Genomic DNA, 13,475 nt, shown 5'->3' with positions numbered 1-13,475 from the left:
GTATATTTATGCTTACATTTAAAAAATAACAGGATTATCTGATGTCCTGTTATTTTTTTATTATCAAACATCTCTGTAAAATTGAGGCTAGTCTGCCTTCTTAAAACAACTCATCAAACAAACTGAGCTGGTTATCCTCGGGCATATTGCCAAGAATCCCCATTTCATCCATCTTTTCAACCAAGGTTGATGAGAGTCCGCCACGTTTGCGTAGTTCTGTTTTAGAGAGGAATTCTCCCTCTTCACGCGCTCGCACCAATTGCTTGGCAACGTTCTCTCCCAGACCATCCATAGCAACAAATGGCGGAATGAGGGTATCCCCATCGATAAGGAACTCTGTCGCCTGACTACGGTAGAGATCGAGTTTCCCAAACTTGAAACCACGTTCCCACATCTCATTGACAATCTCAAGAGTTGTATAAAGATCAATTTCCACATTAGAGGCTTCATTGTTCTTCCGTTTTTCAGCGATTTCTTCCATTCTGCGCTTAATAGCATCCAAGCCCGCACCCATGGTCTTGATATCAAAGGCCTTAGCACGGATGGAGAAGTAAGCACAGTAGTAATAAATGGGATGGTGAACCTTGAAGTAGGCCACACGCAAGGCCATCATAACGTAGGCTGCCGCATGGGCTTTAGGGAACATATACTTGATTTTCCCACATGACTCGATATACCACTCTGGCACCTTATTGGCTTTCATGGCTTCGATATAGCCATTTCGTTCCTCTTCGGAAATCTTCAACCACAAGCCCTTACGTACCCGTTCCATGATGGTAAAGGCCATCTTAGGCTCGAGACCAGCATGCATGAGGTAAACCATGATGTCGTCCCGACAACCGATAACAGTTGATAGGTCCGCAATCCCTTGCTTGATTAAATCCTGAGCATTTCCCAACCAGACATCGGTACCATGGGATAATCCAGACAGCTGAAGCAACTCCGCAAAGGTCGTCGGATGCGTCTCGTCTACCATCCCACGTACAAAGTTGGTTCCAAACTCTGGAATTCCCAGCATACCCGTCGGAGTGCCGATTTGCTCAGGTGTTACCCCTAACACATCGGTCCCTGAAAAGAGGGCCATCACGCCTTCGTCATCCATAGGGATTTCATTTGGGTCAATCCCAGACAAGTCCTGCAGTTTCCGAATCATGGTCGGATCATCATGCCCCAGCACATCGAGTTTGAGGACATTCTCATCGATATCGTGGAAGTTAAAGTGAGTCGTTTGCCATTCAGCCGTCACGTCATCCGCTGGATACTGAACAGGCGTAAAGTCGTAGACATCCATATAGTTAGGAATAACAACGATTCCCCCTGGGTGTTGTCCCGTCGTCCGCTTGACACCAGCCGCCCCTTGGGCGAGACGCTCCACCTCTGCATCACGATAAAACTTGCCATAATCTCTCTCATAGCCCTTGACAAATCCATAGGCAGTCTTAGCAGCCACCGTACCAACCGTTCCTGCACGGAAGGCATATTCTTCACCAAAGATATCACGCACATCCAAGTGGGCGCTAGGCTGGTCTTCTCCCGAGAAGTTCAAGTCAATATCGGGAACCTTATCCCCATCAAAACCAAGGAAGGTCTCAAACGGAATATCCTGCCCATTTTTGCTGAGTTTGTGACCACACTTTGGACAGTCCTTATTAGGCATATCAAAACCTGATCCGTAAGAACCATCGGTGATAAACTCACTGTACTGACACTTCCTACAGACATAGTGAGGAGAGAGAGGATTAACCTCCGTAATCCCAATCATGGTTGCAACAAAACTGGACCCAACAGACCCACGAGAACCAACCAAGTAACCCCGTTCATTGGAACGTTGCACCAGCATCTGCGAAGCTAGATAAATCACGGCAAATCCATTCCCCAAAATAGAAGTTAATTCTTTTTCAATCCGCAAATCAACAATATCTGGCAACGGATTTCCATAAATCTCAAAAGCCTTCTTATAGGTCAACTCGGCAACTGTTTCTTCAGCTTGGTCAATGAAAGGCGTATACAAGTCCCCTTTTACAACTTCAACAGGTTCAAAGGTCTCTGCCAAGGCATTTGGATTTTCAATAACCAGTTTACGAGCCAAATCCTCCCCCAAGAAGGCAAATTCATCCAACATCTCATTTGTCGTTCTAAAATGAGCTTTAGGGAGAGGAGCTGGTTGGGCATGTTCACCATGACCAATAGTTCGGTTAATCATCGCCCCCTGACCCAAACTACGGACAATAATTTCACGGTAAATTTCTTCTTCTGGTTCGATATAGTGGACATTTCCCGTAGCCAAAACGGGCTTGCCAAGGCGGTCTCCAACCTCTATCAAACTCTTGATAATAGTCTGGAGCTCCTCCATATCCTTAACCTGCTCCTTAGCAATCAAGGGATCATAGATAGCTGGTGGCATGACCTCGATAAAGTCATAATACTTGGCCACCTCAACCGCTGCATCCACACCTTGGGAAACAACTGCATCAAAAACTTCCCCCTCTGAACAAGCTGATCCTAAAATCAAGCCCTCTCGATGGGCATCTAGAACCGTTCTCGGAATCCGTGGTACCCCTTCAAAATACCTGGTATTGGACAGAGAAACCAGCTTAAAGATATTTTTTAAACCTATCTGATTCTTGACATAAATGGTCGCATGCTTGATCCTAGCTTTTTTATAAGAGTCTGGACTAATCAAATCAATGTTTAGTCTAGCCAAGTCTGTCACACCATGTTTGTCTGCCACCTCTTTGATAAAGATGAAAAGCAGACGACCAGTAGCTTCCGCATCGTAATTGGCCATGTGGTGATGTTCCAAAGCCACACCAAAACGCTTGGTCAAAGGCCCCAAACCATGACGTTTATACTCAGGATAGAGATTTCTAGCAAACTCCAGCGTATCAATAACTGGCTGACTAATCTTTGGAAGACCATGACGCTCATAATTAGCATTCATAAATCCAACGTCAAAGGTCGCATTGTGAGCAACTAAGACTGTATCCTTGCAAAACTCTTGAAATTCTTGCAGAACTTGTTCTAATGGTTTAGCATTTTTAACATGATCATCTGTAATTCCAGTCAACTCCGTGGTAAAGGCTGACAAGGGATGCCCAGGATTGATAAATTCATCAAATTCGGCAATAACATTCCCCTTGTACATCTTAGAGGCTGCAACCTGAATCAAGTCATTATAGATGGCTGATAGACCCGTCGTTTCCACGTCAAAGACCACATAGGTTGCTTCTGACAAGTCCATCTCCACTTCGTTGTAAACGATAGGAACCCTGTCCTCCACAATATTGGCTTCCATCCCATAAATCAGCTGGATTCCCGCTTTCTTGGCCGCCTTATAGCCGTGTGGGAAGGATTGAACATTTCCATGGTCGGTGATGGCAACCGCCTTGTGTCCCCACTTAGCAGCTGTCGCAACAATCTCCTCTACTTCTGGCAGAGCATCCATAGTCGACATATTAGTATGAGCATGAAATTCAACCCGACGCTCACCTTCTGGCATCAAATCTTTCCGCTCATAGTGAACAACTTCCTGCACATCCTGCACATTCATAGTCAAATCGCGTGTGAAGTTATTCATCTCCACATTCCCACGCACTCGGAGCCAAGAATTTTTCTTAATTAGATCAAATTTCTGAGCCTCTTCCTCATTTTTAACCCATTTTTGCATAGAAAAACTTGAAGTGTAGTCCGTCATTTTAAAGTTGATTAAAACACGACCTGTTCTGGTCACTTTTTGCTCTACATCAAAAACAACCCCTTCAAAGACCAGACGATTTTCCTCAGTCGTCACTTCAATCATAGGAGTAATCTCCGCCTTATCCAGCTTCGGTTTGGCTGTAGCTTTTTTAGCTTGAAAATCAAAGGCTTGCTTCTCTTCCGCTGGAGGTGGTGCCATCTGTTCCAGTTGTTCCATAGCACGAAGCGCTTCCTCATTAGCAGCTTGAACAATCTGCTCATTTTCAGTATGAAAGGCTTCTTCCTGCTCTTGAGTCAGCATATCATTCTTCTCTACTTGACAGTTAAAAGGTGGAAAACCAAATTTTTCAAGTTGTTTGGCTAAATTAGGAAGATGATTCTTCTTAAAATGTTCCTTATCAATCGCCTCTGAACCTTCAATAAAGAGTTGATTTCCCTCAGCACGAACTCGCAGATTTTGATAAAGAGATTTAAAACCTTGACTAGCACATGGGCCCTCAGAAAAAGCTTCTCTATAATAGGCTTGCAAGAGTTGATTTGAAAATTCTTGAGACAGAGCCTTGATTTCAAAAATTGCTTTATTACCTGTCTTAGAAAATTCCTCACTCAAACCTTTCTTTAATTCTAAAAAGATTTCAATCGGTAAAACATTAGAAAATACGAAATGAAACTCCCATATCTTACTAATTTTATGAACCACAACTCGCTCAATATCGGCCTGTGCTAAAGCAGGAGCCTGTCTCATTTCAGTAGGTATCCCCAGTTGATTCATCAAAATTTCAAAACTGTTTGACATTCATTTTCCTCACATTATTCTCCTACTATTTTACCATATTTAGAGACATTTTCTAAAGACAAAAGGAAGCCACCAAGTGACTTCCTTCTAGAGTGAGGACTGATTAGTCTTCACCTTTGTTTTTCTTAATGATTTCTTCTTGTACTGACTTAGGTACATCTTCGTAGTGGTCAAATACCATCATGAATGTACCACGTCCTTGAGATGCAGAACGAAGAACTGTTGCGTAACCAAACATTTCAGCAAGTGGAACGTAAGCACGAACGATTTGGCTGTTACCGTGTGCTTCCATACCATCTACACGTCCACGACGAGCAGTTACGTGACCCATAACATCACCAAGGTTTTCTTCTGGAACAGTGATTGTTACAAGCATCATTGGCTCAAGGATAGCTGGTTGTGCTGATTTAGCAGCTTCTTTAAGGGCAAGTGAAGCCGCAATCTTGAAGGCAGTTTCAGATGAGTCGACATCGTGGTATGAACCATCGTAAAGTTTAGCTTTAACGTCAACCATTGGGTAACCCGCAAGAACACCGTTAGCCATAGATTCTACCAAACCTTTTTCAACCGCTGGGATAAATTCACGAGGAACCACACCACCGACGATTGCGTTTTCGAATTCGAATCCTTTACCTTCTTCGTTTGGAGTAAATTCAATCCATACATCACCGAATTGACCTTTACCACCAGACTGACGCTTGAAGAATCCACGTGCTTGAGTAGAAGCGCGGAATGTTTCACGGTAAGATACTTGAGGAGCACCTACGTTCGCTTCAACTTTGAACTCACGACGCATACGGTCAACAAGGACATCAAGGTGAAGCTCACCCATACCAGAGATAACTGTTTCACCAGTTTCAACGTTTGTTTCAACGCGGAATGTTGGATCTTCTTCAGCCAATTTTTGAAGGGCGATACCCATCTTATCTTGGTCAGCTTTAGATTTTGGCTCAACCATCAATTGGATAACTGGTTCTGGAACGTTGATTGACTCAAGGATGATTTTAGATTTTTCATCTGTCAATGAGTCACCAGTAGTAGTATCTTTCAAACCAACGGCAGCAGCGATATCACCTGAGTAAACAGTGTCGATTTCTTGACGGCTGTTAGCGTGCATTTGAAGGATACGTCCAATACGTTCACGTTTACCTTTAGAAGTGTTCAATACGTAAGAACCTGATTGAAGAACACCTGAGTAAACACGGAAGAATGTCAAACGACCTACGAATGGGTCTGTCATGATCTTGAAGGCAAGAGCTGCAAATGGCTCTTCGTCCGATGCTGGACGAGTTTCTTCAGCGTCTGTATCTGGGTTAATACCTTTGATAGCTGGGATGTCAAGTGGGCTTGGAAGGTAGTCAATAACCGCATCAAGCATCAATTGAACACCTTTGTTCTTGAAGGCAGAACCACACAATACTGGGAAGAATTCAACGTTGATAGTCGCTTTACGGATACCAGCTTTCAATTCTTCGTTAGTGATTTCTTCACCTTCGAGGTATTTCATCATCAATTCTTCGTCAGTTTCAGCAACTGCTTCAACCAATTTTTCACGGTATTCTTGAGCTTGGTCAAGGTATTCAGCTGGAATATCTTCTTCAAGGATATCTGTACCAAGGTCGTTAGTATAGATTTCAGCTTTCATCTTAATCAAGTCAATAATACCACGGAAGTCATCTTCAGAACCGATTGGCAATTGGATTGGGTGGGCATTTGCTTGAAGACGATCGTGAAGTGTGCTTACAGAGTAAAGGAAGTCAGCACCGATTTTGTCCATTTTGTTTGCAAATACGATACGTGGAACTCCGTACTCAGTTGCTTGACGCCAAACTGTTTCAGTTTGAGGCTCAACACCTGATTGTGAGTCAAGAACGGTAACCGCACCATCCAATACACGAAGAGAACGTTGTACTTCGATTGTGAAGTCCACGTGTCCTGGTGTGTCGATGATGTTTACGCGGTGGTTGTTCCATTGAGCTGTTGTCGCAGCAGATGTGATAGTGATACCACGTTCTTGCTCTTGCTCCATCCAGTCCATTTGTGACGCACCTTCGTGAGTTTCACCGATTTTGTGGATTTTACCAGTGTAGTAAAGAATACGCTCAGTAGTTGTTGTTTTACCAGCATCGACGTGAGCCATGATACCGATATTACGAGTTTTTTCAAGTGAAAATTCGCGTGCCATGAGGTTTATTTCTCCTATTTATTTTTGATTTCTATTCTATTATAACACGATTTTAATAAAAACGGATAGGCAGGACCTACCCGTTCTCAATGTTTTCATGCTATTGTTGGTTTCAACTTACGAGATGGTAAGTTGAGTTGTAGCTAAGAGCTGATTGAGCTCAATTGAACTCAGGTTAAAAGCTTGGAAAATAGACAAGCTTTCCTAGAATCGTTGATTCCGCGTCAAGCTTCCTAATTTTCAGTCGCTTTTTTAACGCCCTTAGTATCTTATTCTTACCAACGGAAGTGTGCGAATGCACGGTTAGCTTCAGCCATACGGTGAGTGTCTTCACGTTTCTTAACAGCTGCACCAGTGTTGTTAGCAGCATCCAAGATTTCTTTTGCAAGACGGTCTTGCATTGTGTGTTCACCACGAAGACGAGCGATTGTTACCAACCAACGAAGGCCAAGTGTTGTACGACGTTCTGGACGAACTTCAACTGGGACTTGGTAGTTAGAACCACCAACACGACGTGCACGTACTTCAAGTACAGGCATGATGTTTTCCATAGCTGTTTCAAATACTTCAAGTGCATCGTTACCAGTAGCTTCTTTGATTTGCTCAAAAGCACCGTAAACGATTGAAGCAGCTGTACCACGTTTACCATCAAGCATAACGCGGTTGATAAGACGAGTAACTAGTTGTGAATTGTAAAGCGGATCTGGCAATACGTCACGTTTTGGAGCTCTATTTTTACGACTCATTTCTCTTTATCCCCTTTCCTTATGCTTTTGGACGTTTAGTACCGTATTTAGAACGGCCTTGTTTACGATCGTTAACACCTGCAGTATCAAGTGCACCACGGACGATATGGTAACGTACCCCTGGAAGGTCTTTTACACGTCCACCGCGAAGAAGCACCACACTGTGCTCTTGCAAGTTGTGTCCGATACCTGGGATGTAGGCAGTAACTTCGATAAGGTTGCTCAAACGTACACGAGCGAATTTACGAAGGGCTGAGTTAGGTTTTTTAGGTGTCATTGTTCCAACACGAGTTGCAACACCACGTTTTTGTGGTGAAGAAACGTTTGTTTGAACTTTTTTATGACTGTTGTAACCAACGTTCAAAGCTGGTGATTTAGATTTTTCTACTTTTGATTTACGCGGTTTGCGAACCAATTGGTTAATTGTAGGCATCTACATTCTCCTGTGTTTTTTTATTTTTGGTGATGATACACTTGGTGACAACTATCATCTGTGTGTACTTTTGCAACATTTGTCAGCACGTCCCTGTACACTCTTGAGAGACCAAAAGTAAAAAGTACCGTCTATTATTGTAACAAAATTTTCCATTGGTTGTCAAGATATTTTTCTTTTTTATTATTAATTTTAGCTCTTTTGTACTGCCCCCAAAAGAAAGAAAAGGAGGAATAAGTCCCTCCTAAAGTTAGGTATTGTTCCATTCAATCCCATCATTTTTAGCACATAATGTTCAGAAAAATATTATATCATCACAACCAACCAGATTCTTTCGCGATATTAGCTGCCTCTGTTCGATTACCTGCATCTAGTTTCGAAAGAATATTAGTGACATAGTTTCGGACGGTTCCGTTGGATAGATAAAGTTTGTCTGCAATTTCTTGGTTAGAGAAGCCCTGAGCGATTTCCTTTAAAACTGCGATTTCTTGCTTTGTTAATGGATTGGGATGCGTCATCACCACTTCCATCAATTCAGGCGAATACTCCTTGCGTCCCTCTAGGACGGTGTGCAAGGTTTGCATGAGGTCTGCAATGTTTCTTTCTTTTAATACATAAGCATCTACTCCAGCCTTGACCGCACGTTCAAAATACCCAGGACGCTTGAAGGTCGTCACCACAACCACCTTTGTTTCTAACTTTTCTGCTCGAATCCACTCCAAGACTTCGAGGCCTGTCTTAACAGGCATTTCTACGTCAAGAATGGCGATATCCACAGACTCTTTTTCTAAGAGTTGGATTGCTTCTTGTCCATTCTTGGCTTGTAAGACAGACTCTACATCTGCTTGAAAGGCAAGCAACTGGCACATGGCATCTCGTAACATACTTTGATCTTCTGCAACAAGTAGTTTCATCTTAGTTTCTCTCCTTATAAGGTAGTCGAACCTGAACTTCTGTCGGTTGTTTCTGACTGATTACCTTGACTTCTCCCGAAAATGGAAGAACACGATTTTGAACTGTATGGAGCTCATCTCCTTTTATAGAAGCGAAGCCACAGCCATCATCTCTTACTGTTAAAACGAGTTCTTTCTCTGTCCGTTCTAATTTTAAGTAAGCTTTCGATGCTTTTGCATGTTTGATGATATTGGTCACTAACTCAAGCAAAATCATGGAAGCCGTTGACTCCAATTCCTGAGTTAAGCTAGCAGTATCTAGTTGGTTATCCGTTTCCACCTTAATTCCAGCAATTTCTAACATCTTTTTCACAGTCTCTAGTTCGGATGTCAAAGTTCTAGACTTAAGATTTTCCACAATGGTTCGTACTTCACGCATTGATTCTTTGCTAATTTGCTGTATTTCTCTTAATTCCTTTTCCGCCTGTGGATAAGCCTGTATTTGAAATAACTGCAAGGCTAGATCAGTTTTAACACTAAGCATAGCAAAGGTATGCCCCAGACTATCATGCAAATCTTGACCGATACGACTGCGTTCATTTTCAGCAAGCAATAGATTTATCTGGGCATTTTGCCTAGCCTGTGCTTCTTTCAAATCCTCCACAATACGAATCCGAACCAAGCCAAAAGTCATTAAATCGACAAAAGCAAGAATTACAAGCAGATAGAATAGAAACTCAACTTCGATTCTCTGAAAAATCAACAGTTGGCCCACAACAAGGACTTGAGCAAGAAGAAAAGTCCAGACATGTAAAGACTTTAAACTATGTACGCCAAAATGATAATTTAAGAGGTTAGAAAGGAAAAAGAAGAACCAGATATAATTAACAGCAACAAAGGCAGTATTCCCAACTACATAAGTCAGCATGAGGCCCCAATATAGCCAAGATAGGCGCTGGCTCTTAGTTGTTAAAACACCCAAATACGCCACTACAAATAGAATATCAACCAATAAATGCCAGGCAGAAAGCCACCCAGTCACTACAGGTAGAATGGGGAAAATCATAAAAATTAAACTGATCCAAAACATATAATGTATGCTTTTCAGTCTTTCAAGCATTAAGCATTCTCCTTATGACCTTGAAGGTAAATGATCAAACCAAACAAAACTGCTGAAAAAACAAGTAGATAAACTGTGGCTGATAGATTGATGCTACCCTCGTTTAAGAAGGTCTTGAGCAACTCCATCAACTGATAAGTTGGTAGACACTTCCCGATTGCTTGCATCCAGTCTGGAAATAAAGAGATGGGCATCCAGAGTCCGCCTAAAACAGCCAAGCCTAGATAGAGAAGATTGCCCACGACAGACATCAGCTGACTAGAAGGCAAGAGTGTCAAGGTCAAGCCAAGTGCTACAAAAGCTACACTTCCTACTATCAGCAAGAGCGCAGCCCCAATCCAGCTTCCTAAAGGCATATCCACACCTCTGACCAAGTGCCCAACTGAGAAAACAACCAGGATTGAGACCAGATAATCAACCATCATACTTGTTATCTTTGATAGATAATATTCTACCATATTTACAGGGCTATGACGTATTATTTTCTGCCAATTGTTGATCTTGTCGGTATGTAAAACAACTGGGAATGAAAAGATAGCTGTTGACATCATGGAAAAGGCTGTCATGGAGATGAGGTAGTCGCGCATAAAATTAGCTGGCCCACCTGGTGTGTCCTGATACATGCCTGAAAAGAATAAATAGAAGGCCGTCGGCATCCCTACTGACAATAGATAAGTTACTAATTGTCGTTTGGTCAATAGAAATTCTATCTTGTTTAGTGCGATCAATCGTTTCATCTTAGTCATCTCCCTTTTGTGTTTCTTCAAAGATTGTATCCAGCAAACTGCGGTTATTAACTTCGATTTCTTGTATGCTACATCCTGCTCTGACTAACAATTCCCAGAAAGCATCCGCTTCACGTGTGACTACTTTCAGGGCATCTTGTTTTTGTGACCAGTTTTCAACCAAGTTTGACTGCTCTACGACTTCCTTGTAAGCTATAGGAAGGATAAAGTGCTTTTCTATTTCCTCGCTACGCATAGCTAGAGGTGTCGTATCTCGAATCAACTCTCCCTTATTTAAAACCAAAATCCGGTCAGCTGTATGCTCTACCTCTTCAATATAATGAGACGAATAGAGAATGGTAACTCCTTGCGCTTTTAGGTTCCGAACAATTTCCCAAAAACGTTGACGGGTAGAGGTATCCATGGCCGAAGTTGGCTCATCTAAAAAGACTAACTTTGGTCGCCCAATTAAGGTTAAGACAAAAGAGAAAAGACGCTTTTGGCCGCCTGATAATTTTTCTGCCAACTGTTCTTTTTGTTGCTTGTCAAACTGCAATAGTTGATCAATTTCCTGCTCGCTCAAAGGATTTGGATAAATACTTTGAAAGAAAGCAATCAGCTCTTTGACCTTTAATTTCTGAACGATGACATTTTCTTGAGGCAGATAACCTCTAATATAGTCTAACTGAGAACTCGTCACTGACAAGCCTTGGATGGATACTTGACCGCTTGTGACCAGTTTATCTCCAAGCAGACAGTCCAAGAGTGTAGTCTTCCCAGCACCATTGGGTCCAATCAAGGCGACGCATTCACCTTCAGCTACCTCAAAGGAAATATCCTTCAAAATAGCCTTGCCCTTGATGTTTTTATATAGGCTTTCTACCTTAATCATGTTCATGATATTCTCCTTTCAGCCACTCCTCTCCCATAGGAAAGGCGATAAAAATTATAAATCCTAGTCCCCAGGCACCACGGATGAATTGGTGAAGGAAGGCTTGATCAAACCAACCTGTAAACATTTCTACCAACCATACCACTAGTGATAGTCCAATAAAAAGATAGAGAAACGCTTTTTTCATTTTTCAAACTCCTTTTTCACATCTCTGACCAATTTCAAACCTTCTCTGATAAGCCAAGACATCATTCCAAAGCCAGCAAAAAGTTCCCAAGGAAAATGGTAGAAATCCTCATCCAATCCCGAAAACATGAGATAGGTCATAACTCCTGCTGCTACTAAACTCACTGCGATAATCATTTTATTTCTCATTTCTTCTTCCTCCATTTCATACTTCAATTATAGGCTTTTGAAGTTAGCTGAGATAGAAGCTTCTGTCACTAGGAAATATGACAAATGTCATAAAAAATTCTGTTCAAAACAAGCAAGATACACTATACAATAAAACACTAGGTAGAAAAATCTAAGGCGACCTCCTCAAAAGAAATATCAAACCCAATTCACACTATAATATAAACTAATACTTATTTAAAATCGTAATAGCAGCAATTTTTATAACATTGAAACATATATTATAGGCTCAACAGAAACTCTTCTATTGCTTTCTTAAAAATTTGTAAGAATTATATAAAATGAATTACTGAAATTCAAAAAGAGAGAATCAAACTGATTCTCTCTTAATATATATAATATCTAGTTTTAAAAAAAGATACGCTTACTTATCTCTGTAATGAATCGGGAAGACAGGATTCGAACCTGCGACACCTTGGTCCCAAACCAAGTACTCTACCAAGCTGAGCTACTTCCCGAGTTAAATAGAAAAATGCACCCTAGAGGAGTCGAACCTCTAACCGCCTGATTCGTAGTCAGGTACTCTATCCAGTTGAGCTAAGGGTGCTCATTATTTTATGCCGAGGACCGGAATCGAACCGGTACGATCGTTACCAATCGCAGGATTTTAAGTCCTGTGCGTCTGCCAGTTCCGCCACCCCGGCCTCTCTAAGCGAACGACGGGATTCGAACCCGCGACCCCCACCTTGGCAAGGTGGTGTTCTACCACTGAACTACGTTCGCACTGTTTTCTTCTATCTAAAAATGCCGGCTACATGACTTGAACACGCGACCCTCTGATTACAAATCAGATGCTCTACCAACTGAGCTAAGCCGGCTCATTTATTATATCTTAATGCGGGTTAAGGGACTTGAACCCCCACGCCGTTAAGCGCCAGATCCTAAATCTGGTGCGTCTGCCAATTCCGCCAAACCCGCATATATGACCCGTACTGGGCTCGAACCAGTGACCCATTGATTAAAAGTCAATTGCTCTACCAACTGAGCTAACGAGTCTAAAATAACTTACGTTATCTTAACGGTCCCGACGGGAATCGAACCCGCGATCTTCGCCGTGACAGGGCGACGTGATAACCGCTACACTACGGGACCTTTGGGAGTTAACGGGATCGAACCGCTGACCCTCTGCTTGTAAGGCAGATGCTCTCCCAGCTGAGCTAAACTCCCTAGAGCTAAGCGACTTCCATATCTCACAGGGGGCAACCCCCAACTACTTCCGGCGTTCTAGGGCTTAACTTCTGTGTTCGGCATGGGTACAGGTGTATCTCCTAGGCTATCGTCACTTAACTCTGAGTAATACCTACTCAAAATTGAATATCTATTCAAACCAAGAAAACCTCTCGCTTTCATATTCTCAGTTACTTTGGATAAGTCCTCGAGCTATTAGTATTAGTCCGCTACATGTGTCGCCACACTTCCACTTCTAACCTATCTACCTGATCATCTCTCAGGGCTCTTACTGATATAAAATCATGGGAAATCTCATCTTGAGGTGGGTTTCACACTTAGATGCTTTCAGCGTTTATCCCTTCCCTACATAGCTACCCAGCGATGCCTTTGGCAAGACAACTGGTA

General features: G+C 42.3%; 10 protein-coding genes, 9 tRNA genes and 2 rRNA genes. All 21 read right to left on the bottom strand.

Annotation, left to right across the window (positions count from 1 at the left end; genetic code table 11):
* Window positions 1–100: 100 nt before the first annotated feature.
* Window positions 101–4,492 carry a PolC-type DNA polymerase III gene (locus tag SK642_RS01140; protein WP_033683005.1) on the bottom strand — a complete coding sequence of 1,464 codons (4,392 nt, stop codon included), beginning with the start codon at window positions 4,490–4,492 and terminating at the stop codon, window positions 101–103.
* Window positions 4,493–4,595: 103 nt separating this feature from the next.
* Entirely contained in the window at window positions 4,596–6,677 is a 2,082-nt protein-coding gene (fusA, locus tag SK642_RS01135; protein ID WP_000090355.1) for an elongation factor G, read from the bottom strand.
* Window positions 6,678–6,952: 275 nt separating this feature from the next.
* Window positions 6,953–7,423 (bottom strand): 30S ribosomal protein S7, encoded by a 471-nt coding sequence (gene rpsG / locus SK642_RS01130; RefSeq protein ID WP_000087873.1) that lies wholly within the window; start codon window positions 7,421–7,423, stop codon window positions 6,953–6,955.
* Between the two features lie 19 nt (window positions 7,424–7,442).
* Complete coding sequence (rpsL, locus tag SK642_RS01125; RefSeq protein ID WP_001142332.1) at window positions 7,443–7,856, bottom strand: 30S ribosomal protein S12; 414 nt, start codon at window positions 7,854–7,856, stop codon at window positions 7,443–7,445.
* Window positions 7,857–8,170: 314 nt separating this feature from the next.
* Window positions 8,171–8,770: a response regulator transcription factor gene (locus tag SK642_RS01120; protein ID WP_033683004.1), complete on the bottom strand. Its 600-nt coding sequence runs from the start codon at window positions 8,768–8,770 to the stop codon at window positions 8,171–8,173.
* 1 nt (window position 8,771) lies between these two features.
* On the bottom strand, window positions 8,772–9,869 hold the full coding sequence (locus SK642_RS01115; protein WP_033683003.1) for a sensor histidine kinase: 1,098 nt from the start codon (window positions 9,867–9,869) through the stop codon (window positions 8,772–8,774).
* Complete coding sequence (locus tag SK642_RS01110; protein WP_033683002.1) at window positions 9,869–10,606, bottom strand: ABC transporter permease; 738 nt, start codon at window positions 10,604–10,606, stop codon at window positions 9,869–9,871. The genes SK642_RS01115 and SK642_RS01110 overlap by 1 nt, the downstream gene beginning before the upstream one ends.
* 1 nt (window position 10,607) lies before the next feature.
* A complete protein-coding gene (locus SK642_RS01105; protein WP_033683001.1) occupies window positions 10,608–11,492 on the bottom strand; it encodes an ABC transporter ATP-binding protein in 885 nt (294 codons plus the stop codon).
* Window positions 11,479–11,673, bottom strand: a complete 195-nt coding sequence (locus SK642_RS01100; protein ID WP_033683000.1) for a hypothetical protein — start codon at window positions 11,671–11,673, stop codon at window positions 11,479–11,481. The genes SK642_RS01105 and SK642_RS01100 overlap by 14 nt, the downstream gene beginning before the upstream one ends.
* Entirely contained in the window at window positions 11,670–11,876 is a 207-nt protein-coding gene (locus SK642_RS01095; protein ID WP_031240705.1) for a hypothetical protein, read from the bottom strand. Before SK642_RS01095 ends, SK642_RS01100 begins: the two co-directional genes overlap by 4 nt.
* A gap of 408 nt (window positions 11,877–12,284) precedes the next feature.
* Window positions 12,285–12,358, bottom strand: a tRNA-Pro gene (locus tag SK642_RS01090).
* Window positions 12,359–12,373: 15 nt separating this feature from the next.
* Window positions 12,374–12,447: transfer RNA gene (locus SK642_RS01085), tRNA-Arg, on the bottom strand.
* Between the two features lie 11 nt (window positions 12,448–12,458).
* A tRNA-Leu gene (locus SK642_RS01080) sits at window positions 12,459–12,544 on the bottom strand.
* Window positions 12,545–12,551: 7 nt separating this feature from the next.
* Window positions 12,552–12,623: transfer RNA gene (locus SK642_RS01075), tRNA-Gly, on the bottom strand.
* A gap of 22 nt (window positions 12,624–12,645) precedes the next feature.
* Window positions 12,646–12,718: transfer RNA gene (locus SK642_RS01070), tRNA-Thr, on the bottom strand.
* An 18-nt stretch (window positions 12,719–12,736) separates the two neighbouring features.
* Window positions 12,737–12,818: transfer RNA gene (locus SK642_RS01065), tRNA-Leu, on the bottom strand.
* 5 nt (window positions 12,819–12,823) lie between these two features.
* Window positions 12,824–12,896: transfer RNA gene (locus SK642_RS01060), tRNA-Lys, on the bottom strand.
* A 23-nt stretch (window positions 12,897–12,919) separates the two neighbouring features.
* Window positions 12,920–12,992: transfer RNA gene (locus tag SK642_RS01055), tRNA-Asp, on the bottom strand.
* Window positions 12,993–12,994: 2 nt separating this feature from the next.
* Window positions 12,995–13,067 (bottom strand) — tRNA-Val (locus SK642_RS01050).
* 4 nt (window positions 13,068–13,071) lie between these two features.
* Window positions 13,072–13,187 (bottom strand): 5S ribosomal RNA (gene rrf / locus SK642_RS01045).
* A gap of 76 nt (window positions 13,188–13,263) precedes the next feature.
* Window positions 13,264–13,475: ribosomal RNA gene (locus SK642_RS01040) — 23S ribosomal RNA — on the bottom strand; the annotation flags it as partial.

The organism is Streptococcus mitis, from assembly GCF_000722705.1.
Lineage (GTDB): Bacteria > Bacillota > Bacilli > Lactobacillales > Streptococcaceae > Streptococcus > Streptococcus mitis_P.
Note: the sequence above shows the minus strand (reverse complement) of the source record. Positions and strands in the feature narration are given on the sequence as shown.

What these genes read in the sequence shown, in the direction of transcription:
- SK642_RS01120 (WP_033683004.1), bottom strand. Translation starts at nt 8,770, where the DNA reads ATGAAACTACTTGTTGCAGAAGATCAAAGTATGTTACGAGATGCCATG.
- SK642_RS01140 (WP_033683005.1), bottom strand. Translation starts at nt 4,492, where the DNA reads ATGTCAAACAGTTTTGAAATTTTGATGAATCAACTGGGGATACCTACT.
- rpsL (WP_001142332.1), bottom strand. Translation starts at nt 7,856, where the DNA reads ATGCCTACAATTAACCAATTGGTTCGCAAACCGCGTAAATCAAAAGTA.
- SK642_RS01095 (WP_031240705.1), bottom strand. Translation starts at nt 11,876, where the DNA reads ATGGAGGAAGAAGAAATGAGAAATAAAATGATTATCGCAGTGAGTTTA.
- SK642_RS01100 (WP_033683000.1), bottom strand. Translation starts at nt 11,673, where the DNA reads ATGAAAAAAGCGTTTCTCTATCTTTTTATTGGACTATCACTAGTGGTA.
- SK642_RS01110 (WP_033683002.1), bottom strand. Translation starts at nt 10,606, where the DNA reads ATGAAACGATTGATCGCACTAAACAAGATAGAATTTCTATTGACCAAA.
- fusA (WP_000090355.1), bottom strand. Translation starts at nt 6,677, where the DNA reads ATGGCACGCGAATTTTCACTTGAAAAAACTCGTAATATCGGTATCATG.
- rpsG (WP_000087873.1), bottom strand. Translation starts at nt 7,423, where the DNA reads ATGAGTCGTAAAAATAGAGCTCCAAAACGTGACGTATTGCCAGATCCG.
- SK642_RS01105 (WP_033683001.1), bottom strand. Translation starts at nt 11,492, where the DNA reads ATGAACATGATTAAGGTAGAAAGCCTATATAAAAACATCAAGGGCAAG.
- SK642_RS01115 (WP_033683003.1), bottom strand. Translation starts at nt 9,869, where the DNA reads ATGCTTGAAAGACTGAAAAGCATACATTATATGTTTTGGATCAGTTTA.